The following is a 23,187-nucleotide window of genomic DNA, read 5'->3' as shown; positions in this document are numbered from 1 at the left end:
TACTTAAAGAGCTATCTGTTTTACTCTGTTATGCATTGCCTCCGGCAAAGGAGGTTGAGGTTGGAATGATCTCACCTGACGGATTCTCGCTGGTTGCACTCGCTGCTGCTTGCGCACCTTGCTGAAGCTGATACATTTTATAATAGCGGCCTTTAAGCTCCATCAGTTCATCATGTGCACCTTGCTCAACGATACGCCCACGATGCAGAACCAGAATCTGATCTGCCGAACGAATAGTGGAGAGACGGTGAGCAATGATGAAGGTGGTACGTCCTTTTTTGAGGACTTCGAGTGCATTCTGAATCAATGCTTCCGTTTCCGTATCAATATTGGCAGTCGCTTCATCCAGAATGAGGATGGCCGGATCAAACGCCAGTGCCCGAGCAAAGGAGATCAACTGACGCTGTCCAGCAGACAATGTGCTTCCTTTTTCGATGACAGGTTCGTCAAAGCCTTGAGGCAAATGAGCTAGGATACGTTCAGCGCCTACATCACGCAGCGCCTGTTCAATTCGTTCACGGGAGATCTTCTCATCGCCGAGACTGACGTTGGAAGCAATGGTGCCTGTGAACAGATACGGGTCCTGCAATACAATCCCCATATGCTCGCGAATCCACTGTTTAGGCAGATCTTTGACGTTCTGACCGTCAATCGTGATCTTGCCTTTTTGCGGATCATAGAACCGGAATAGCAGGTTGATGATTGAGCTTTTACCTGAACCGGTGTGACCGACCAGAGCGACCGTCTGACCTTGGGATGCTTTGAATGAGATATTGTTAAGCACGTAATCTTTTTTATAGGCAAAGGATACATCATCGAAGACAACATTCCCTTTGTATCTTGGCATAGAGCCATCGGTTACAGCTTCTCCCTTTTCATCCATCAGCTCAAAGACGCGACCAGCGGATACGAGGGAGGAGTCCAGGTTGGCGAGTTGATTCACCATACCGGTGATTGGCTGGAACAAGCGACCCAGAACATCAACAAAGGCATACAGAACACCTAATGAGATAATACTTGTGCCATCCAGCACACTGGAACCGAAGTACCACAGGACCACCGCAAAGGCGATATTCCGTAATACGTTAACCAGGTTGTGTGAGGTGAAGGCATTCAGGTTCAGCATTTTGTTCTGGTGTTTCATATAGTCATCATTCAGATCTTCGAATTCCTGTTTGGTTTGTTTCTGATGGCGGAATACGCGGATAATGGACATCCCCTGAATGGACTCGTTAATGATTGCATTGATTTCACTCAGTCGGGATCGAATGATCGTGTTGTAGCGAGTGGCGAATTTACGATAGAGCACAATCCATGTAATGAGCATCGGCACAACGAATAATGAGATAAGACCCAGGCGAACATCAAGCAGGAAAAGTGCGACATACACACCTGTAATCGTGATGATTCCTGAGAAAAAGTTCGAAAGAACGGCAACGAACAGATCCTTGACGGCTTCTGTATCGTTTGTGACCCGAGATACAACTTTACCTGCGGGCAGGTTATCAAAAAAGTGCACCGGCAGTCGCTGAATATGGGCATACACATCGTTACGCAGTCTTTGAATGACCTTGTTGGCCGAGGATTGCAGCCAGAATGTTTTACCAAACTCCATAATGACCGAGATCACGAGGAAGATCATGTAATACACAATTAATTGATAGATGCTGGGCATCTCCGGTTTGTAAAAAGCAAACAGTTCACCAGCGGACAGGGGTGTTGCCGCATATTGGCCTGTTACCTCACCTGCGCGTGTAACCGTGAGGGTTCCATCCGCATATGTGCGGTCCCCGTCAGGTGCGCTTACCGGTTCGTTTACAAAATAAAAACTTCTGCCGGCTTGTAATACCCGCACTTCGGAACCTTTGTTTTCATCCGGTTCGAACAAGCCTTCGCGTTTGTAATTCTTACCGTTGTAGACCGCGGCTTCATCTGAAGCTGTCGTCTCATAGAAAGGCTGCTCAATCGCGAGCAAGTGATTGTCGATCATGGATTTGGCGATGAACGGCCCGGCAAGCTCGGCCGCAACACCAATGGTAAGCATAATTAATGCAGCGATAAATGTTCCTTTGGCTTTCAAGGCGTAATCAAGCAGCCTTTTGCCTGTATTAGACTTCAATGAATTGACCTCCTACGTGGACAGATTGGACTCGACCTGTTGCCGTTCATACTGTTCACGGTACCAGCCGTTCATGGCTAACAGTTCCTGGTGAGTGCCTTCTTCCGTAATTTTCCCGTGCTCCAGTACGATGATTCGGTCAGCATGTTCAATAGCAGACAGGCGATGAGTCGAGATCAGCGTGGTTTTGCCCGAGCGTTTGTTGCGTATATTTTCAATGATCTTGGCTTCAGTACGTGCATCGACCGCAGATAAGGCATCATCGAGGATAAGAATATCAGGATTAGCAATAAAGGCACGCGCCAGCGATACCCGCTGTTTCTGTCCACCGGACAGAGAGATTCCCTTTTCACCAACGAGTGTATCCAGTCCATCGGATAAGGTTCCCAGATCCCCGTCAAAAGCGGCGGTACGAATGGCTTCCATGATGAATTCATCACTGGCCCCAGGTTTACCGAATTGAATGTTCTGACGAACTGATTTGGAGAACAGAACTTGTTCCTGTGGTACGTACCCAATCCAGCTGTGCAAGTCATCTTTGGCGATATCCTGAATCGGATGACCCGAGATGCTTAATGTACCCGAACCGGCAGGGTATTCATGAAGCAGTTGTTTGAGCAAAGTAGACTTACCGCTACCTGTACGGCCCACAACACCCAATGTTTGACCCCGTCGCAGCGAAAAGCTGATGTGACTTAGATTGTCGACAGTGGAACTTGGGTAGCGGAATGTAACATCCTGCATCGCAATTTCTTCCGGATTCGTAACGTGAGCAGGTTGCTCCACATCTTGTACGGCAGGTACTACCGATAAAGTCTCGTTGACCCGATCAAGCGAAGCGCTACCACGTTGCATCAGGTTAATTAATTCGCCGATGGCAAACATGGGCCAGATCATCATCCCCAGGTACATGTTAAACGATACGAGATCCCCCAGGGTAATTTCATTATGGAATACAAGATATATGCCGTAGGCAAGTGCAATCACATAACTGAGTCCAACGAAGAGGCGGATGGTGGGTTCGAATAGCGCATCCATTCTGGCAACAGCCAGGTTTTTGCGATACACATCTTCTGTCACGTCGGCGAACCGTTTCTCGTCCAGACGTTCCTGCACATAAGCACGCACGACACGAATCCCGGCGATGGATTCCAGCACCTGGTCATTCATATCTCCAAATGCATCCTGTGCCAGGGTGTAACGTTGATGTACAGCTTTACCATAGATCATCATGGCAATGGCGATAAAAGGTAATGGCAGGATTGCCGCCAAGGTCAGTTTCCAACTAACCAGGAAACCCATGGCGAACAATACGGTGGCCAGAAAGGCTGTAGAGTCTGTTAAGGTCAGCATGCCGAAGCCTGCTGTAGTGGCAATGGAACGAAGATCATTGGTGGCCCGAGCCATCAGATCTCCTGTTCTGTTTTTCTCAAAAAAGGGAGGAGTCATCCGTAACAAGTGGTCCATAAAGCGTGAACGAAGCAGCCGCTCCACCAGGTTGGCACCACCAAACAGTTTGTGCATCCAAACGTATGTAACCAGATAGATAATGATGACCGTTCCTAGAATTAGCAAAATATAACGCGTAAGTGAGGTGCCGGTAATGGAACCGCGCACAATCTCGTCGATGGCATTACCAAGAAGACGAGGAGGCAGCAGTTCGGCAATGCCCACCAGAATAAGCAAAATGACACCGGTTAGGTATCGTTTGCGTTCCAGCCGGAAGAACCAGGCCAGGTTTTTAAGTACAGAGAACAAGTGTTATCCCTTCCTTTCGATGTCCGAGAAATGCAAATTCCGTTCATGAATGCCGAAATGTACCCACAAAAAAAGACATACCGCACGCAGGCGGTATGTCTTCATATAATCATACGGCAGCATGGCTCAGAGAACAGAGCCGTCACCATATATAAGTTCGATTGTGAGTATACATCACAGAGGTTCTAATGAAAGATCGCCTGTCATGCCGACTTATGAACGGAATAATGATTTCGGGTGTGCTCCGGTATTTAGTTGTGTGCTGAATTGACCTATCATATGTTTGTTAAACACCGTAATCACCCTTTCTTTTTTTGGAAATAAATACAATGTAGACCTCGTATGTTTGCATCTTAACACCGGCTTTTACAATCTGTCAAACATTTTTCACAACTTATTTTGTCTTTATGTGGTCACTCGGGTTTGTATTCAAGTCCCTGTCGAGATATGATGGAACATATATATACAGAAGGAGCTGACACCAAATGAGTACCATACATGTATCCGATCAAGCTGCTCGCTGGTACAAGGAAGAGCTGAATTTGAACGAGGGAGACAGCATTCGATTTTTTGCACGTTATAGCTCTGGCGGAGGTCTTCACCCTGGATTTTCCCTAGGTATTGCTGTGGAGAAACCAAGACATCCTGCGGATCAAACCGAAGTGTCGGGGATCCAATTCTTTATGGAAGATCACGATTATTGGTATCTGAAAGGGCACCAACTGCATGTGGATATCGTTGATGAAGGTCAAGATATCGAATACCGTTATACCGAAGTCTAATCCTTGAAGTATTCTGCTAAGCAATAGATGGATTACAGGTCGCCACCGGCTTCCGAGTAGGAGGAGGGGATAAGCAGTGAATCTGCCACCACGAGATTTGGCCCAGTATATCGCAAAACGCTCTCATATTGTTGTAAAAGCGGCGGTGCGGGCTGAGAACGAACAAGGTGAATTACTGCTGATTCAGCATGCTGAACATGGTCACTGGCGGTTGCCAGCAGGTGAGATGCGCCCGGGTGAGGCTATTGAAGATGCTGCACATCGGGAGTTATGGGAAGAGACAGGTTGGACTGCTGATACCATGACACTTGAAGGTCTCTATTCGGGGCCTGACCTTCGGTATTTGCATTCAAGCGGAGATGAAGAGTATTATGTCATTGCCCTGTTCCGGACAGTGATCATTCAGGATGACCTTGTGGAGTCGCGTGTAAATAGTGATGCAGGTCTGAAGTTTTTTGCTTTGGAGTCGTTACCACCTCTGAATCAGATTAGCCGAATCCTGTTAGCGCGGGATATTGCAGAATAAAATAAGTGTTGACGCAAAAAATGACCTTGGCATGCACGATACAGTGGATGCCAAGGTCATTTTTTTAAAAAAATCCGATTCAAGTGCACAGAGCATGAATTACACCTGATCCAGTGGTTCATCATCCATTGCAAAATCAAAATCATCAATATCAAATACCTGTACAGGTGATTCAGACTCAATTATGCGTGCAATCAGTTCAACCTGATCGGTGAGAATCGGGATACTCAGGCGCTGAGATGTCAGCAGCAGTTCGGTCTCAATGGGATCGAAATACTCCCCGTACTGTGCCGTATCTATTGCATTGATAATGGCAATGGATACTTGGTCACCAAATAAAATGGAGGGGCTTTTGGCCCATGGAACAAGTAACGCACGCTCTATTTTTTTCTTATTCAGCGGTTCCTCGAAATAAGAAATCATTTCATTGATTTTGGATTTCACATGCTGATCATCTGCGGGGTTATCCATCATGGGATCAGGACTGGTCTGGAATTCATATAGCTCAAGGATGGTGGTATAAGGAACAATATATTCTACAGGCGCGGGCGGCGCTAATAATTGACCGTAAATGGCCACCATCACGGCTTCTGTAATAAACTGACGTGACATGGTTCCTGAATCCTCCTGCGCCATTAATAGTTGCAAAGTGAATCTATACGTTTATGCAACAGCATAACCATAATAGTACGTGTTCAAATAGGACGGTTTTCAGTACCGAGAAGATGGGATGAAGCTAGAAATGGAGTAGCGGAGCGTAGGGAAAACTACGTGAGCAACCAAAATGTTTCCTACGGAAACATACTTCGTAAGCCTCCCGCTTATTTCGGCTGAATTCCATATTCGATGCTGAGGATGCCTCTAGGCATCCTTCGTAATCAAAAGCGGACTTTTTGAACAACCTCTAATGTGGATTATTCTGTTGTAGACTCGTGTACATGATTTGCATGAATAGAAGTATATCACACAACGGTGGGAAATACAGCCAATCTGCATAGCATGTCAGGTCACAACCTTCACAACTTGAATCAGGATTTGCCCAGCAGCAATGATAAAATTCCCGCCGCAATCAATGGACCCACAGGTACACCCTTGAATAGGGCAACCCCAAGTACCGTTCCAATTAACAGCCCTGCAACGACAGTTGGCTGTGTACCCATCAGCGTAGCGCCACGTCCTCCGAGATATGCCACCAGTAATCCTACGCCAATGGCGAGCAGTGATTTCCAGTGCAGGAAAGACTCACCGATCGTCTGCAGACTCATCTTTCCACTGGCAAGAGGTGCCATCACGCCAATGGTCAGAATGATAATGCCCAGTGTAAGTCCGTATTTTTCAAGCCATGGAAATGCCTGATTCAGGTTCAGGACTCGTAGCAACAACAGAAATACCATCGCTACGGTCACAGGTGTGTTGCTGCTGATAATCCCGAGAGCCGCAAATACGAGCAACAGCAGGGAAGTCATATCCATTGTTTTCATTTCCCTTCAGTCTGTCCACGTTGTTTGCTAACGATATGTTCCGCAATGTAACGTCCATGCCAGCGCCCGGATTCAATAAAGACTTCATTGGCATTACGACCCGAAGCGATGACTCCGCCTACATATACACCAGGTACGCTGCTTTCCATCGTTTGTGCATCATATAGAGGTTTATCCATATCATCAGACATCTCCACACCTACCGACGTGAGTAGTTGACGATCTGGTCGGAAACCGGTCATTGCCAGTACGAAGTCATTATCCAGTTCCCGAGTGGAACCATCCGTGTGTATCAGACGAATCGAATCATCGAGTATTTCATTCACGCGTGATTCCAGGTGGAGTGTGATATGACCTTTTGTCACCATGCTCTCGAATAGCGGGCGTACCCATGGTTTAATATGCTGGGACAGACCACTGCCGCGATAAACCATATCAATATGTGCTCCGACCCGAACCAGTTCCATGGCCGCATCCACGGCTGAGTTGCTTCCGCCAATAATGGCGACACGTGTACGGGTATACGGGTGGGCTTCCCGGAAGTAGTGGGTTACCTTATCTTTATCTTCTCCAGGGATGCCCAGATAGTTAGGATGGTCAAAATAACCGGTAGCTACAACTACATTGCTTCCAACATGTACGATGGCTTCCCCGCGGCGATTGAGCGTATGTACCTCAAACGTACCATCATCCTTGCGTTTAATTTCACGGGCTTCCTCATAGTTATGAACACGCAGACCAAAATGTTCGGCTACCCTGCGATAATAGGCAAGTGCTTCATAACGAAACGGTTTATCATTAGGTGTGCTGAACGGAACGTTTCCGATCTCAAGCAGCGGGGCTGTGCTGAAAAACTGCATATGGGTTGGATACAGATAAATAGATTGAACGATATTGTATTTCTCAACAATCACAGCGGACAGTCCCAGCCGCTCACATTCAATGGCAGCAGACAGACCGCATGGGCCTCCGCCGATAATAATGACATCTTCCATGTTCTTAATCCTCCTTATTTCAAGCAATATAATCCTACCGTAAATAACGAGCCAATGCCAGTTCAAGCGTGGAGTTTAATTAGACAAGCTTACTTGAAAGCAAAGGAGTTGACGTGCAGAGAAGAAAAGACTAATATCAAATTAGATTTATATCTAATTGAAAGCGAGATGAACGATGATGCAGCTGGAGAAAATTGTGGCTTATCATAAAGCGTTGGCTGACCCGACCCGGCTTCGCATGCTGCTGTTGTTGGCACAGGGTGAACTGCACGGACAGGCACTTGCCGAGCGGCTGAATCTGTCACAGCCAACCGTGACACATCATGCATCCAAGCTGAGAGAGGCGGCGCTGATTAAGGAACGACGGGAGAAAAATACAGTGTATTTCACACTCAATCCTTCGTTTATCCGCGAGAATGCACAGGCTTCGGTTGATTTTATCTTTAATCGAGAGGAGGTTGAGGATATGAGTGATGTGAACGAAACATTGAAAGCGTCGGTCATGAGGAATTTTTTCTCCAAAGATGGACGACTGCGTCAGATTCCGGCTCAATACAAGAAAAAACTGATTGTACTTGGTCATCTGGTCGAGCAGCTTGAATTTGGTCGGAAGTATACGGAAAAAGAAATCAATACATTTATAAAGCAATACCATGAAGACTTTGCCACGATTCGGCGGGAATTTATCATGCATCAGTTCATGTATCGGGAAGAGGAGATCTACGAATTGAATCCGAAGGAAATGTGGACACGCTGGGATCAGGTTAAATAGAGTAGCTGGTGGTAAAAAAAGTTTGGGCTTGACAACTGTTAAGCTCAGTGTGTAACATAATGGATAATTCTACAAGGGAGGCGATTGTTTATGACAAATTTAAATGCAGTATACGTTAATTTGAATATGAACAGCGTCTCCGGAACGGATCAAAGCATGTAATTTTGCGTTAGCTGGATAGTAGTATCCATTGTAACGTGAAGTATGACATGCTCAGATGAAGCCACGGGTGACGCACCCGTGGCTTTTTTGTTTGCCGATAAAAGGGTATTCCTGAATTGTTTATATCGGAGGGTTAAGTATTCTATCCGGTAGATCTACAAGAAGGGATCATCTTTGATTCGGCTAACTACTTATTGCCACGGGTGTATTTCTACTCGTGGTTTTTTGTTTTGATCTGAACCGGAGATGATTGTTCACTCGGCTTGAACGAAGTAAACAACTTATTTTGGGAGGAATTTTTATTTTAGATAACCATATTGAGAAGTACGGCTGGTCAGCAAAGTGGCAGGAACTGTGGCAAGAGACAGGGATGGAAGAGCAGGAGAAAAAGCCAGCCAGAATTATCGCAGACCATGGACATCTGCAACGTTTGATTACAGAAGAGGGCGAATGCTGGGGAAGAATTTCGGGCCGAATGCGTCATGATAGTCTGGAGACCAGCTTGGTACCAGCGGTTGGAGATTGGGTGGCAATTACAGGTCAGGCAGGTGAAGAAGCAATTATTCACAATCTGGTGCCCCGTCGGAGCAGGGTATCGAGACAGGCGGCAGGTCCAGTGACCAAGGAACAATTAATCGCCGCAAACGTAGATACACTGTTGATCGTGGCAGCACTTAATCATGATTTCAACCTTAGACGACTCGAAAGGTACGTGATGATGGCTTGGAATGGTGGCGTAAGGCCAGTCATTATCTTGAGCAAAAGTGATCTGTGCAACAATGTGGAAGAACAGATCCGAAGTGTAGAGGGAATTGCTTCAGGCGTTGAAGTGCTTGCAATATCTGCAGTGGAGGGTCAAGGTAAATCCTTACTGGAACGATACTTGCAGCCAGGGCTGACTGTTGCGCTCACGGGATCTTCTGGCAGTGGCAAGTCTACGCTGGTGAACTGGATGATGGGTGAGGATGTGCAGCTTACACAATCCGTCCGCGAGGGAGACAGCCGTGGGAGACATACGACAACACACCGGGAGATGTTTGTACTTCCACAGGGAGCCGTATTGATCGATACTCCAGGAATGCGCGAGCTTAATCTCTGGGATGAGGGCAATGATGGGCTGTCGCATGCTTTTGGAGAAATTGAAGAACTTGCGGCCACGTGCAGATTTCTGGATTGCAGTCATACACGGGAAGCTGGATGTGCAGTGAAAGAGGCCATACAGAATGGTTCATTGGATGAAAAAAGACTGAATAATTATCTGAAAATGCAGAAGGAATTGCAATATCAGCAACGCAAGGAAGAAGTGGCATCCAGAAGGCGTACCGCTTCCAGCAAACCGGCCAATAGTCGCAAACCCAAGCACTCCCGTAGTGTGAAAGAGTGGGAGGAAGCCTGAAATCAGGCGGGCATCATCCGGTATCTTGCATAAGATAGGTCAGGAGGGATGTCATTATGCCAGATTACAGGATTATTGTAGATCTGTCTGATCACATGTTATATCTTCTGGACGGCAATCAGGTGATTAAGGGCTATCCTGTGGCCACCGGCAAGATGCTCACGCAGACTCCAAATGGGGAGTTCACTATTATTAACAAACAATCCAATCCAGGTGGGCCATTTGGCGTGTTGTGGATGGGGCTGTCTGCTCCCCATTATGGCATACACGGAACCAATGAGCCTTGGTCTATTGGTAAATCCGTCTCCCATGGTTGTATACGCATGTACAACTCGGATGTACTGGATCTGTCTTCCAAGGTATCTGTAGGCACTAGGGTAACGATCCGGCCGTAGCGCCGGATTTTACTTTATAAGAGGTAGTTCAAAAAGTCCACTTTTGATTACGAATCATGCCTAGCGGCATCAGGACTGAAGTGGATGAGTTTGGAATTATAGAAAGAAGAACATATAATATGGTAAATCTACGGAAGTTACGAGAGAAAGTGAGTGATAACTATGCTGATCAGGCAGGCGCGTGAAGGGGATGCGCAGGGGATAGCTCATGTACATACGGAGAGTTGGAAAACAACGTATCGGGGAATTGTGCCTGACGATTTTTTGGATCATTTGACTATAGAATCAAGATTGTCCCAGTGGGAGAAGACCATTCGTTCTGGCGAAAAGGATCAGATCCTGGTGGTAGCTGAACAGGATGATGGGAACATTGTCGGATTTGCTTGTGGGGGTAAGGAGCGTGAAGGCAAATTACCTTATGATGGAGAGTTGTATGCTATATATTTGCTGAAGGAAGTGCAACAAACGGGGATAGGTCAGCAACTCGCGACACATGTCGTTCATCATCTGCAGACCCACAATATGAAACGTTTGATCATATGGGCTTTGGAGCGTAATTCAGCTTGTCGCTTCTATGAAAAGATGGGAGGCACTCCAGTCCAGACACAGTCCCTCCGCATTGGTGGTCAAGATCTGATGGAAGTTGGCTACGGATGGGAGGACTTGAGCCTCTTTGGAGAGAAGAGCCTGCCCGACTGTTGAAAGACGTCCAGATGCTGAGAGAATAGTGGGGGTTGTATTGTTTCCCTTAAGCTTAAAGAATGGAAGAGCTAATTCAGGTCTTCACGTTTGCGTAATTCTGAACAAGGTTAATGATGTATTACACCGTTGTGCAGGTGTGACATTTAATCTTGATCAGGAGGCGTATTCACATGACTTTAATGGACACTGAACATACAACATGGACGAAACAATATATTAATGGCAGCTGGGTAAATGGCTCCGGTGAGAAAACAATGGAGAATATCAATCCTTATTCGGGAGAAGTTATTGCCACATGGCGCTCTTCCAATAAGAAAGACATAGATAAGGCTTATGAGTCAGCTCAGAAAAATTCGATTGAATGGGCGAAGTCTTTGCCCGCTGCGAAAGAAGAGGTATTGCGTAAAGTTTCATCCCTGATGGCAGAGCGGAAAGAGGAGATTATTCAGCTGCTGATCACGGAGTCCGGGAGTACCCGAATCAAATCGGAGGCGGAGTTTGCAGCGGCTAAACGGATTGTGGATGAAGCAGCATCTTTTCCTTATCGCATGAAGGGTGAGATCATCCCGTCCAACACACCTGGCAAAGAGAACCGTGTGGTTCGTGAGCCAAAGGGAGTGATTGGTGTTATCGGGCCATGGAACTTCCCTTTGCATCTATGCCTTCGATCTGTAGCTCCAGCGATTGCCCTTGGTAATGGTGTGGTGATTAAACCAGCATCAGACACTCCGATTACGGCAGGTTGGCTTATTGCCGATTTGTTCGAACAGGCTGGTCTGCCTGAGGGCGTGCTGAATGTCGTTGCCGGAAGTGGCAGCGAGATCGGGGATTACTTTGTCGCTCATCCGGTTCCCAAAGTAATTTCATTCACGGGTTCCACAGAAGTTGGACAAGGGATCGGTAAACTGGCGGGTGAACATTTAAAAGAAACGGCACTGGAATTAGGTGGCAACAACGCCATGGTTGTGCTGGAAGATGCGGACATTGAAAGTGCTGCCGAAGCGGCGGTCTTTGGCAAGTTTCTGCATCAGGGACAGATCTGCATGGCGCTGAATCGTATCATTGTGCATGCCGATATTTACGACCAATTCGTCGAATCATTTGTTGCCAAAACGAAGAATGTCCAGGCAGGTGATCCAGCGGATGCTAACACACTCGTGGGTCCTCTCATTCGGGAAAAAGAGGTAGAACGATTACAGGAGCTTGTGAACAAAACCAAGGCCGAAGGTGCACGATTATTGCTCGGGGGGACCAGTAAAGGCAGTGTGCTGTCTCCTACTGTACTTGCCGATGTTAAACCTGAACAGGATATCGTGCAGCAGGAATTGTTTGGCCCGGTGGCAGTGATCATGAAGGCTCATGATGAGCAGGAAGCTGTACGTTTGGCGAATGATACTCCTTATGGACTTAGTGGTTCCGTATTCACCAAAGATCTGAATCGAGGATATCAGGTTGCCCAGCGCATTGAATCGGGTATGGTGCATGTAAATGATCAGTCTGTGAACGATGAAGCGCATGTGATGTTTGGCGGTGAAAAAGCTTCAGGGATTGGACGTTTCGGTGGGGATTGGGCGATTGAGAAGTTTACACGTACTCGTTGGATCAGCATTCAGCACCAATATCGGGAATATCCGGGAGTGAAATAAGTCGAAAAAGGGTGAACAAGCAGGGGCATTTATGAATGATTAGAGTGGGTTATAAAAAGATCGACAAATCATGCGAAAGTCCGTCTCCAGCTTGGTGGGACGGGCTTTTTGCACAATATTACACCTCGGGAAAATACGGCTTAAGATAAGAGTGGAAAAGCTGTTTGGGGCTGACGCTATCTGGTTATTTATGGATACACGGAAGAATAGATCCGTAAATCCAATGGCAAAGGGGCTTAAATTCATGTCCATTGACCGCTTTATTCTGAGGAAACTGAATACCTGTCAGGAAGAACATACACGTGCCAATTTGGTTCGGCTGTTTGTCATTCGTATTCGTAAAGCCGAGATTGCGGAAGAACATGATGCCGTCTATGTCCTGAGCAAACTGCACTGAGCGATGGCTGATAATAATTGCTATCCGCTGTTAACGTGTATACAACTCAAAAAAGGAAGCTTGTCTATGACGACAGCTTCCTTTTTCATGTCTTGTAATGAATGTGTCTTGGTTGACTCCTTTTAATATAACGATAAAGCAAGGGAGTCGTTTTCACTTCGACTGTGGAGAATGGCTTCTCCATTAACAATCTCAATACTAATTAAAGAATGCAGACATTTTTGAATGGCGCGTTTACCGTTGCTAATTTTATGCTCAAGAGCACTGCTAAGCAATCTTAATGTCTTCTGCATAGGTTGTTTGTTTTCTTGATTAAAATATACAGGGATTGATTTGTTTTGAAAGGTTATTAGGGTTCTCACTTGAAATCACCTCACGGTTGTTATTTCATACAGCTAATATTAAATTCCAATGCTTAAAATTACCTTAAAATCAGCTTATGAAAACATAAAGGTGGGTAATGTTTGAAAAGTGTTCACAATTCAATTGTGAGCGAAGGAATAAAAGTCCTGGAAAACGTAACTTAATTACCATTTAAATGGAACAAAAAACGATAATTTTCGTATCCTCGCAATATTAAATTGCATAACTGCCACAAAAGTTCTGAGTCGAATGTACGATATTTTAATATATACGTGGGTCATATGTAACAAAATTACATGTGGTACATTGCAAACAGGGTGTTTATGTAAGAAAATAGGGTTGATTAACGATTCATTCTCTTTTTTTTGATTTAATCTGACATTAGGACAATTTACATATGAGACCATGGGAGGGATTCGGATGATTCTAACCGTGTATTCCGGCCGCGAGGAAGGAGAATGGTTCGACATCGATGTTCCGGACGAATGTACCATTGAACATTTGAAGACATTACTCGGCGTTCGCATTTTTGGACAGGCACCGGGCGACGGCATTCAGTACATCCTTGAAGCCAAGTTTCCGGAAGGTCTGTGGTTCTCTCCGCAGAACGCACAGCAGTTAATGGAAACAGGGTTGCGACAAGGCAGTTGCGTACGTGTCCAGCGGGCTTTTTCAACAACTTCGGAAGAAGCGCCTGTATATGGAAGACGTTCATTGTTTCAGCAGGACAGCAACGAATAGGGCTTTTGAACGTATACATTCATTATTGAACGAACTAAAGGAGGTCTTCTCTTCGTGAATGTGTTATATCAGCGTTCTCCAAGAATGACACCGGTTCTCAAGGAAGAGAGACTCGAAATACTCAGGCCTCCAACAGAACCGAGCAAACCCACGTTTTCCATGATATCCATTATTGTGCCGATCATGATGACCATGGTCAGTATTGGTTTCTACGTATATATCAATATGACCGGCAAAATGAATAACAGCAGTTATATGATGTTTCAGATGATGACGGTCATGATGATGCTTACTTCTTACACCATTCCATTCTTCGTGTATCTGAGCAACAAGAAATCATATCGCAAAAAATTGGAAGAACGAAAAATAATGTATCTTGCCCAACTGGACAAACACAGGGAAGAACTGAAAGAAGCTCAGGCGGAGCAAGTGAAGAGCCTGTACGAAATTCATGGTGATCCGGGTGTGTGTCTTCAAGTGGTGAAGAACCGGAACAGTTCCTTGTGGGAGCGTTCACCAGAGGATGATGATTTCCTTCAGGTGCGCATTGGTACGGGAGAGATTCCATTCCGCATCAAACTTCAGGTTCCGCGGATTGATGGTTATGAGAAGGATGAGCTGATTGAAGCGGCCCATGAACTTGCGGCTGAATTCCAGACGGTACCGGATGCTTCCATTACATTGCCTTTGTTCCAATCGAAGGTTATGGGACTTGTGGGTGATCGGGAGGAAGTGCTTACTTCCCTGCGAGTCATCATCTCACAACTGACGGTACGCCATTCCCCGGATGAACTGAAGCTTGCTGCTTTCTATGAAGAAAAGGACAGCAAGGAATGGGACTGGCTTCGCTGGATGCCCCATATCTGGGATGAAGACCAAGGACAACGCTATATGGCCGACAGGCACAGCGGTGCGCATCAATTGGCGGACAGCTTGTTTTCCGTGTTGAACCGGCGTCGTAGCAATAAGGAAGACCGCTACAAGAAAAGCGTACAAACGCCATGTTACGTTGTAATTCTCTCCGATACGCAATTAATTGAAGAAGAACCGTTGCTTCCGCTGCTGCTGGAGTCGGCTCACGAGATTGATGTATGCACCATCATACTGGCTAATCGCAAAGAGTCTCTACCGATGCATTGTCAGTTGATTATGGATGCCTCCAAAGGCAAAGGGGTGTATATCAAAAAAACGGAAGATGCAGATGTTATTCAACAAACGTACAAGCCTGATGTGATCTCGAAGGAGATGACAGAGGCGCTTTCCCGTTATATGTCACCGATCCGCTTAAAGCGGTCATCTGCTTCAGATATCCCGCAAGTGCTTCCGTTATTCGATATGCTGAGCACATCACGCGTGGAAGATCTGGATGTGGTGTCCAGGTGGGGGCAGACGAGATATCCTGATACGCTGCCCGTACCAATGGGTGTACGCGCTGGCGGCAAAAAAATTGCGATAAACCTGCATGACAAAATTGAACGTCAGGGTCATGGTCCCCATGGTCTGATTGCAGGTACAACCGGTTCAGGTAAAAGTGAAGTCATCCAGTCCATCGTAGCTTCACTCGCTGCTGAATTCCATCCACATGATCTGGCCTTCATGCTGATTGACTATAAAGGTGGCGGGATGTCCAATACATTTGTTGATCTGCCTCATGTGGTAGGGACAATCACCAATCTGGATGGGAATCTGATCGAGCGGGCGAATATTTCACTTCGTGCCGAACTGGTCAGAAGGCAAAAAATATTAAATGATGCGGGAAACCTCCAGCATATTGATGAATATTACAAGATTCTGCGTTCCAGACATGAACAGCCACTTCCACATTTGGTTATTATCATTGACGAGTTTGCGCAATTGAAGCGGGACCAGCCGGAGTTCATGGATGAATTGATCAGTATCGCGGCCATTGGCCGGACACTTGGGGTTCATCTAATTCTGGCAACCCAAAAGCCAGCCGGTGTTGTAGACGATAAAATATGGAGTAATTCGCGCTTCCGGATCTGCCTTCGCGTACAAAGTGAGGGAGACAGCAGGGACATGATCAAGATTCCAAATGCTGCCTGGATTACAAAGCCTGGTCGCGGATATTTCCAGGTTGGTAGTGATGAAGTGTTTGAAGAAATGCAATTCGCCTGGAGTGGTGCACCTTATAACCAGCAGGAGGATTCAACAACGGTATTGCCTGTTATGGAGGTGCGCCTGAACGGTAAGCGGGAGCCTCTGTTAACTGGAGAGCGCAGAGCCGTTCTCAAAGGTGAAGATGTTCCGAAACAGCTTCAGGTATTTATTGATTATGTTGCGCAGTCTGCAGCGGATGCGGGTATCCGACGTTTGCCAGGACCATGGTTGCCACCTTTACCAGAGACACTGGAATGGGAAGGTCTTCAGGAATGGCAGGAAGAAGAGAATCGGGATCTGCTGCTTGATGGCGGGGCAAGTGGTCTGAAACCACTGGTTGGTTTGCTGGATGATCTCCCTAATCAGCGCCAACAACCGCTCGCATTGCCTGTGGATCAAGGCCATTTGGTCGTGTACGGCATGCCGGGACTCGGAAAAACAACATTTGTTCAGACCTTGCTTATGTCCCTGGCCCGTTCCCACAGAACTGAACCTTGGCATGGTTACATTATCGATATGGGCCGTATGATGAAAGACTTTGCAGCATTACCTCAGATCGGTGGCGTGATGATGGCTGAAGAGGAAGACCGGATCAAGCGGTTATTCCGCTATATTCTTAAGCTGTCAGCACAACGTAAAGATATCATCTCGGAGGCGGGGGTTAAAACGATTTCGGCCTACCGCCGGACAGCTCATGCGGCTGTCCCGCAGGTTGTGGTCGTTATTGATGGTTATCTTTCATTCCGCAATGCCTATCCGGAAGAGAATGAACTACTGGAGACGATCCTGCGTGAAGGCGGAAGTCTGGGTATCACCTTTGTGCTCACCGCCAATCGGGTAACAGATGTATTTGAAAAATTCAGAAGTAATATTCCCAATGCGGTTTCATTTGAGTTATCCGATCCAAGCGATTATTATTATGCCGTGGGAAGACCTTCCAAGGCGCCAAGCCAACTTCCGCCAGGAAGAGGTCTGGTCAAAGGGCAAGTGCCTCCGTTAATGTTCCAGGCGGCATTACCTTCTTCCGGGGCAGATGAGGGCAAGCGTTCATCGGCACTGCGCCGTACGATTGCTGAGATTCGCCAAGGCTGGACAGGAGAAGAAGCTCCGCAGATTGCTCCACTTCCGGAAGAGATCCAACTCAAGGATCTGCTCATTCGGACAGGATCATATGGTCAGGCTTGGGATACATCGTCTGTAACTGTCCCTGTGGGACTGCTTACGGATGATCTGGAACCATTCGAGCTTAATCTGCGTGAAGGTCCGCATTTCATGGTAACGAGTCCGATGGAAGGCGGCAAAACGACATTTTTATTGACATGGATGTTATCACTGGCTTATCATGCTTCTCCGGAAGATGTGCAAATATACACAGTAGATATGCGTTATGGCTCAGGTGGGCTGGGGGAAATCAGCAGTTTGCCCCATGTCCGTGGACATGTATCGCGAGAAGAACAGCTTGCACCTGTCATTCAACAGTTGTACGATGAAGTTCTGAAAAGAGGCGAGATTTCCGGTGGACCGGAACTTGTGCTCGTCATCGACGATGCGGATACCTTGTCCAAGCAGTTAAACGATTTTAATGTAAAAGATCAATTGGGAGCGATTGTTCGTCAAGGAAGGGATCGCGATGTACACGTGATTCTATCCGGAGTTCCGGCAGACTTCCCAACCTTTGGTTCTGACTGGGTAACGGATGTGAAGGCTTCCCAGAGTGGAATGCTGTTCGGGACTTTAGACCCTAACGATCTCTCGTTCTTCCGTATACCTTATTCCGAATCTGGAGGTAGTTCAGGTGGGCTGAAGGTACTGCCTCCGGGTCAAGGTTATTATGTAAAACGTAAATATTCCAGGGTTAAAGGTGCAGTTCCATGTGATGACAGCTGGAAAATGACCGATTGGGTTTCTGAAATTCGTGACCGATGGCATGTTGTAGTTTGAGGGGAGGTGGCTCATAATGTTGACGGTTCATGATTCTAAGCAAAAGGTAGTCACGTTGCAAACAAAGGAACTTTTTTTCCTGGCTGGTATTCTCGGTTCAGACCGACTGCTTGGTGTGGAAGATCCGTTTCGCGGCTATATGGCTGAGGATATCGCGATGGAGTGGGAGCGTGTCAAAACCTCCCTGCTTGACAAAGGATATCTGATTCGGGATCAGGATACCGATGAGCTGATCATGACACCGACCGTTTTCTCCAGGGTAGCCATTGCCGGATTGTCCGACAGAGCTTGTTGGATTCGCTACACGATCAACGGCAAGTCGTATGAGAGTTATATACATTGCACGGATGAGCGGGTCGTTGAAGTTTCCCGTGTTGACGACGTACCGGACTCGTTCCGGCTCAGCGATCTGGGAAGTGTTCGTGAAGCCATTGATGTTCTGATAGAGCGGATGAAATGGAGCGGCCATTCTCCTGCGGAGAAACCGGCCCTAATGTGCTCCAAGAAAAAATTTTATGATGTCATGAATGAGCTCGAAAACAGCGGAGTACAGACCGTAGCAGCGGAACTCGAACAGGAGACAAGTGATCCTGAGGGCTCACTTGCACTGGCACGCTGTCTGGTGGGTAAGGAGTCAGACGGGGAGCTTAGGTTGCTTGTATGGAATGAAGACGGGTGGAAGTCGCAGTCGGCAGCATTTGCTGCAAGTGCAGTATCCAACTGGTTGTTCCGGATGAGCACTGCGGCTTCAGATGATTGGCTTGTTGCAGCACTAACGACTAGAGAACAGTTTCACGAGATGCTGCTGGACTGGCTTAAACAGCCTGCAGGGGAAGAGGAAAGGTGATGGTAAATGCGCATTCGTGTGGAACCGGATGTGCTTCGGGCACTGAGCAAGCAGATTCAGTATGCAGCGGAGCAAATACAGCAAAAGATGACAGTGTTGGATCAGGCGATTCATTCGCTGGAGTGGGAGGTTGAATCCCGCGCAGCGGTGATGAATGAATGGAATCACAGTAAACGACTGGGCGAGGATGCGCTGCGTCGATTAATGGACTTAAGCGTACAGCTGGGACGCAAAGCGTTGTTATTCCAGCAGGCAGACATGGAGTATCGTTCCGTGCTGAGTCATGTGAACACAGCCTATGGTAATGCGGTCAATATGCTGAATGTTCTTCAGAACAATCGTACAGGAGAAATCATGCCTGCACATTCTGCAACTGTAGCTGTAGTATCCGATCCCCTTTCCGCAATGGCGGCCGTATATCGTGTACAGGATGCCGCTCCGCCTGATGGCTCCCCGGCTACACTGGTGCAGGCTATGCAGCCTGAGCCTGTAGCATGGAGATTCACAGATCCTTCCTTTCGGGGAAGAAGAGGGACCGAGCCTGTTGTTTCCTGAACAGGGTGAATAAAAGTAACAGCAGAAAGTGAATCTTTTTTTGTAAATAGGCTGTTAGGAGAAGTTTCAAGTGCTAAAAATGGGGTAAATAGGATTAGGTCCTTCGGCTTTTGTCCGATCGATCCTGGTATAGTACAATTTGAACAAGTAAAAATTTAATTGCACAAACCAAGGAGGAATTTACCAATGGCAGGACGTATTTTAGTTACCCCAGAGCAGCTTGATCAGGTTTCCAACCAATTTAAACAAAGCGGTGAGCAAAGTCAGCAAATCGTATCTACATTGACTCAATCCATCACAAGCATGGAAGGACAATGGGAGGGTATGACAAAGCAACGCTTCTTCCAAGAGTTCCAAGAAGCTAGCAAACAAATGCAATCATTCGTTCAAACGCTGAACAGCATCAGCGCTGAACTTACAGCTATTGCTAACAAATTCCGTACAGCTGACCAAGCTCGTTAATCTGCTTTACATAGATCAGGCCGATGTGAAGTCTGAATTCGTCCTGAATTATAGGTGGATAGCAAGCTGAAGATGTACAACTACAGCAAAAACCGGGCGTTTTCACAACACCCGGTTTTTGTTGCAACTATGACACTAGGACAGAGAGAGGGATAAGCATGTCTTTTCAACCAAATCCCGGGGATGAAGTGGTGATTAACGACATTGCCTATACGATTGGGCAACATCCGGCAGCGCCGGGTCTGGCTTATGCCCAAGCCGGAAGGCAGGGGATTGTTTATCAGTTGTTACCCCGAAATGGTTCCATTCATGGGGCTAAAGCACTAAAAGTATTTTTTCCTAAATTCCGTATTCCGGCTATGGTATATCAGTCTGAGCATATGGAGTCTTATAGTGAACTGCCAGGTTTGCAGGTATGCAAGCGTGATGTGCTCACTCCGGAAAGAAACGGAGCGCTCATTGGAAAACATCCCGATCTGTTATATGCGGTGTTGATGCCATGGGTGCAAGGTCAGACCTGGTTCGATGTGATCAGTGATCAGAGACAGTTGACGGCTGAGGAGAGCCTGAAGCTGGCTAGAGCGCTTGCTGGAACAGGTTCGGCTATGGAACAACGTGGACTGGCTCATTGCGATATGTCCGCTCCCAATGTAATGATTCCGTTTTTTTCCGAAGTGGAGAACCTGGGGAAGATGTCTGCGGTAGAACTTGTGGATGTCGAGCAGATGTACGGTTCCAAGATGGATCGTCCGGATGCCCTGCTTGCCGGGTCACCCGGTTATGCAGCTCATCGAACAGTGCACAGCGGTTTGTGGAGTTCATATGCTGACCGATTTGCCGGAGCGGTTATCATTGCTGAAATGTTAAGCTGGTCCGACCCTGTGATTGTAGAGAAAGCGTGGGGCGAAAGTTATTTTGATCAGCATGAAATGCAAACGGTGAGTGAACGGTATTATGCGATGCGGGAGTCCCTTGAGAAGCGTTGGGGTTCCAAACTGTCCGATCTGTTTATTCGAGCTTGGGAAAGTCACGATCTGAGCAGTTGTCCGACGTTTGGTGAGTGGTATGTTGCATTGGCTGCGATAGACGTGGATCAGGCCAATGCAGCGGCTGCTGTGACAGCGGAAGAAGAAGCTGCCAATTCGTCCGAAGCTGATGTGAATCTGAAAAAGAGCTCAGAACCAGTAAGTGAACCGGTGAATACGCAAGACGGGAACCGTTCTCAAACGCCGCACTCTCCCGATCAGGAAGCGGTTGTGAACCGTCTGTTCCTGCAAGCAAGAGCCCTGGAGGATGAAGATAAACCGGCTGCAGCACTGGAAGTGTACCGCTCGCTTTATCATTTTATTCCTCATAACAGCGCGATGCAGATGGAAGTCGAGGCTGCAATTAAGGAACTGGATGCAAGGCTTAATCCAAAAGAAGACACAGACAAGCCCGTACCTGTGCCATTCTACAGATCCAAAAAGTTCATGATTTCCTCCGCTGTGCTTATTGTATTGCTGGCAGGTGGCGTGCCAACGGTCAAAATACTCGCCGATCAGGCAGAGGTGAAGCAGAAAGAACAGCAGGAAGCCACACGACTGGCAGATATCAAAGCTGCGGAAGAGGCTGAAGCAGCAAAGGCAGCTGCGCTCAAACAGCAGGAAGAGCAAGAGAAGCAAAAGGCCGCAGATGCTGCAAAACTGGACGCAGAGGAAAAGAAAAAGCTTGCTGAAGCCAAGCAGAAGGAAGCTGAAGCAAAGAAAAAAGAAGAAGAACGTAAGGCGTTACAGGCCAAGTACGACAAACAGGCAAAATATGAGGCCTTTCTGGTGAAGCAGGAACAACAGAAGAAAGAAGCTGCGAAGAAAGCGGAGCAGGAAAAATACGATAAACAGGCAAAATATGAAGCTTATCTGGTCTGGAAAAAAGAGAATGATGCCAAGCTTGCCAAACAGGAAGCGGATCGTAAAGCGGCAGCTGAAGTTAAACGTCAGCAGGAGATCGCTCAGAAAGCAGCTCTGAAGAAAAAACGTGCCCAGAATGTGGTCACGTTGATTGCTCATTACAATAAAACGTATAACGCGCAAAAAGGCAGAAAAATTGAAAACGCGGAATCGTATGCCCGTGATTTCAAAAATCTGTATAATACCGATGCTGCCTATTTCAAAGGTGTCGGCAAAGTGGCCGCTCGAATGAGTGCCATTAACAAATTCCTGAGCAACAACAGCTATACGTTGCCTAACTTATAAATTAATGTGAATGATGGAGGTGACTCACCCTAGATGAACTACACGATTCAAGCATCACAGCGTACACCTGCACTTATTATATATTTAATTGATATTAGCGCCTCCATGAACATGGTTCTGGAAAATCGTCGACGGATTGACGTCGTCTATGATGCCTTATCTCTCGCGATCCGCCAAATGGTATTTCGCTCTACCAAGGGAAATCGTCTGACACCTCGCTATCGTATAGCCATATTGGCTTACAGCGATGATGTATATGACTTGTTGAACGGAATCAAAGGGATTGACGAGATCGCTGCAGTTGGTTCTTTGCCTGACCTGACACCGAGACGGTTTTCAGATTCTGCGAAGGCTTTCCTGCAGGCGGAAAAGATTCTACAGGCCGAAATTCCGAATATGCAGGATTGTCCTGCGCCACTTGTATGCCACATGACCGATGGGGTGGCTACAGGTGAAGATCCCGAGCCGATTGCCAAAAGAATCATGGGCATGAGTGTGCCGGACGGCAATGTGTTGGTCGAGAATATTTTTATATCGGATCATCTGCTGGAAGGGCCAATTGCTGAACCTCGAAGATGGAAGGGAATCTCTTCGGAAACGAATCTACAGGATGAGCATGGAGAGAAGCTGCGGAATATGTCATCCGTTCTGCCCGAAAGTTATCGGGAAATGCTTGTTGAAGCTGATTATTTGCTTGCACCCGGTGCACTCATGATGCTGCCAGGTACATGTGCAGAATTGGTATCAATCGGGTTCCAGATGTCCGCTGCTACGCCTGTGAGATAGGAGGGGAAT

The 23,187-nt window shown here is 47.0% G+C and carries 21 protein-coding genes; 15 read left to right on the top strand and 6 right to left on the bottom strand.

What is annotated here, in order from left to right; all coding sequences use genetic code 11:
* Positions 1-28: 28 nt before the first annotated feature.
* Together ACDJ59_RS14315 and ACDJ59_RS14310 are read right to left on the bottom strand one after the other, a co-directional pair.
* Positions 29-2,119, bottom strand: a complete 2,091-nt coding sequence (locus tag ACDJ59_RS14315) for an ABC transporter ATP-binding protein (protein ID WP_413409562.1) — start codon at positions 2,117-2,119, stop codon at positions 29-31.
* 12 nt (positions 2,120-2,131) lie between these two features.
* Entirely contained in the window at positions 2,132-3,877 is a 1,746-nt protein-coding gene (locus ACDJ59_RS14310; protein WP_413409560.1) for an ABC transporter ATP-binding protein, read from the bottom strand.
* A gap of 485 nt (positions 3,878-4,362) precedes the next feature.
* On the opposite strand from ACDJ59_RS14310, the gene ACDJ59_RS14305 reads away from it, so the two are divergent.
* Both ACDJ59_RS14305 and ACDJ59_RS14300 read left to right on the top strand, forming a co-directional pair.
* Positions 4,363-4,659 (top strand): HesB/YadR/YfhF family protein, encoded by a 297-nt coding sequence (locus ACDJ59_RS14305; protein ID WP_036609218.1) that lies wholly within the window; start codon positions 4,363-4,365, stop codon positions 4,657-4,659.
* A 76-nt stretch (positions 4,660-4,735) separates the two neighbouring features.
* Complete coding sequence (locus tag ACDJ59_RS14300; protein ID WP_036609216.1) at positions 4,736-5,185, top strand: NUDIX domain-containing protein; 450 nt, start codon at positions 4,736-4,738, stop codon at positions 5,183-5,185.
* Between the two features lie 99 nt (positions 5,186-5,284).
* Here ACDJ59_RS14300 and ACDJ59_RS14295 read toward each other — a convergent pair whose 3' ends face one another.
* From ACDJ59_RS14295 to ACDJ59_RS14285, 3 genes are all read right to left on the bottom strand, one after another.
* A complete protein-coding gene (locus ACDJ59_RS14295) occupies positions 5,285-5,797 on the bottom strand; it encodes a hypothetical protein (protein WP_036609214.1) in 513 nt (170 codons plus the stop codon).
* Between the two features lie 416 nt (positions 5,798-6,213).
* Positions 6,214-6,657 carry a DUF441 domain-containing protein gene (locus ACDJ59_RS14290; protein WP_036609212.1) on the bottom strand — a complete coding sequence of 148 codons (444 nt, stop codon included), beginning with the start codon at positions 6,655-6,657 and terminating at the stop codon, positions 6,214-6,216.
* A gap of 5 nt (positions 6,658-6,662) precedes the next feature.
* Positions 6,663-7,661 (bottom strand): YpdA family putative bacillithiol disulfide reductase, encoded by a 999-nt coding sequence (locus tag ACDJ59_RS14285; RefSeq protein WP_413409558.1) that lies wholly within the window; start codon positions 7,659-7,661, stop codon positions 6,663-6,665.
* A 178-nt stretch (positions 7,662-7,839) separates the two neighbouring features.
* Here ACDJ59_RS14285 and ACDJ59_RS14280 point away from each other — a divergent pair, with 178 nt between their 5' ends.
* From ACDJ59_RS14280 to ACDJ59_RS14255, 6 genes are all read left to right on the top strand, one after another.
* Complete coding sequence (locus tag ACDJ59_RS14280; protein WP_339191614.1) at positions 7,840-8,433, top strand: metalloregulator ArsR/SmtB family transcription factor; 594 nt, start codon at positions 7,840-7,842, stop codon at positions 8,431-8,433.
* A 448-nt stretch (positions 8,434-8,881) separates the two neighbouring features.
* On the top strand, positions 8,882-9,991 hold the full coding sequence (rsgA, locus tag ACDJ59_RS14275) for a ribosome small subunit-dependent GTPase A (protein WP_413409557.1): 1,110 nt from the start codon (positions 8,882-8,884) through the stop codon (positions 9,989-9,991).
* A 56-nt stretch (positions 9,992-10,047) separates the two neighbouring features.
* On the top strand, positions 10,048-10,386 hold the full coding sequence (locus ACDJ59_RS14270; RefSeq protein WP_076318547.1) for a L,D-transpeptidase: 339 nt from the start codon (positions 10,048-10,050) through the stop codon (positions 10,384-10,386).
* A gap of 162 nt (positions 10,387-10,548) precedes the next feature.
* Positions 10,549-11,088 (top strand): N-acetyltransferase family protein, encoded by a 540-nt coding sequence (locus ACDJ59_RS14265; protein ID WP_413409818.1) that lies wholly within the window; start codon positions 10,549-10,551, stop codon positions 11,086-11,088.
* Positions 11,089-11,258: 170 nt separating this feature from the next.
* The gene (locus tag ACDJ59_RS14260) at positions 11,259-12,734 is read left to right on the top strand and encodes an aldehyde dehydrogenase family protein (RefSeq protein WP_413409556.1); all 1,476 of its coding nucleotides are present in this window, start codon (positions 11,259-11,261) and stop codon (positions 12,732-12,734) included.
* A 244-nt stretch (positions 12,735-12,978) separates the two neighbouring features.
* Positions 12,979-13,131, top strand: coding sequence for a hypothetical protein (locus ACDJ59_RS14255; protein ID WP_413409555.1), 153 nt, complete (start codon positions 12,979-12,981; stop codon positions 13,129-13,131).
* A gap of 122 nt (positions 13,132-13,253) precedes the next feature.
* Here ACDJ59_RS14255 and ACDJ59_RS14250 read toward each other — a convergent pair whose 3' ends face one another.
* Complete coding sequence (locus ACDJ59_RS14250; protein ID WP_074094612.1) at positions 13,254-13,493, bottom strand: hypothetical protein; 240 nt, start codon at positions 13,491-13,493, stop codon at positions 13,254-13,256.
* Positions 13,494-13,914: 421 nt separating this feature from the next.
* On the opposite strand from ACDJ59_RS14250, the gene ACDJ59_RS14245 reads away from it, so the two are divergent.
* From ACDJ59_RS14245 to ACDJ59_RS14215, 7 genes are all read left to right on the top strand, one after another.
* Entirely contained in the window at positions 13,915-14,235 is a 321-nt protein-coding gene (locus tag ACDJ59_RS14245) for a hypothetical protein (protein ID WP_074094613.1), read from the top strand.
* Between the two features lie 54 nt (positions 14,236-14,289).
* Entirely contained in the window at positions 14,290-18,294 is a 4,005-nt protein-coding gene (gene essC / locus ACDJ59_RS14240; protein ID WP_413409554.1) for a type VII secretion protein EssC, read from the top strand.
* 16 nt (positions 18,295-18,310) lie between these two features.
* Complete coding sequence (locus ACDJ59_RS14235) at positions 18,311-19,141, top strand: hypothetical protein (protein ID WP_047842537.1); 831 nt, start codon at positions 18,311-18,313, stop codon at positions 19,139-19,141.
* 6 nt (positions 19,142-19,147) lie between these two features.
* On the top strand, positions 19,148-19,696 hold the full coding sequence (locus ACDJ59_RS14230; RefSeq protein WP_017689072.1) for a WXG100 family type VII secretion target: 549 nt from the start codon (positions 19,148-19,150) through the stop codon (positions 19,694-19,696).
* Positions 19,697-19,882: 186 nt separating this feature from the next.
* Positions 19,883-20,158, top strand: coding sequence for a WXG100 family type VII secretion target (locus ACDJ59_RS14225; protein ID WP_017689071.1), 276 nt, complete (start codon positions 19,883-19,885; stop codon positions 20,156-20,158).
* A gap of 158 nt (positions 20,159-20,316) precedes the next feature.
* Complete coding sequence (locus ACDJ59_RS14220) at positions 20,317-22,392, top strand: hypothetical protein (protein WP_413409552.1); 2,076 nt, start codon at positions 20,317-20,319, stop codon at positions 22,390-22,392.
* A gap of 33 nt (positions 22,393-22,425) precedes the next feature.
* On the top strand, positions 22,426-23,178 hold the full coding sequence (locus tag ACDJ59_RS14215; protein ID WP_017689069.1) for a vWA domain-containing protein: 753 nt from the start codon (positions 22,426-22,428) through the stop codon (positions 23,176-23,178).
* Positions 23,179-23,187 lie beyond the last annotated feature (9 nt).

Source organism: Paenibacillus amylolyticus (assembly GCF_047302515.1).
In the GTDB taxonomy this organism is placed as follows: Bacteria; Bacillota; Bacilli; order Paenibacillales; family Paenibacillaceae; genus Paenibacillus; species Paenibacillus amylolyticus_G.
The sequence above is the reverse complement of the archived record's forward strand: the minus strand, read 5'-3'. Positions and strand labels throughout refer to the sequence as shown.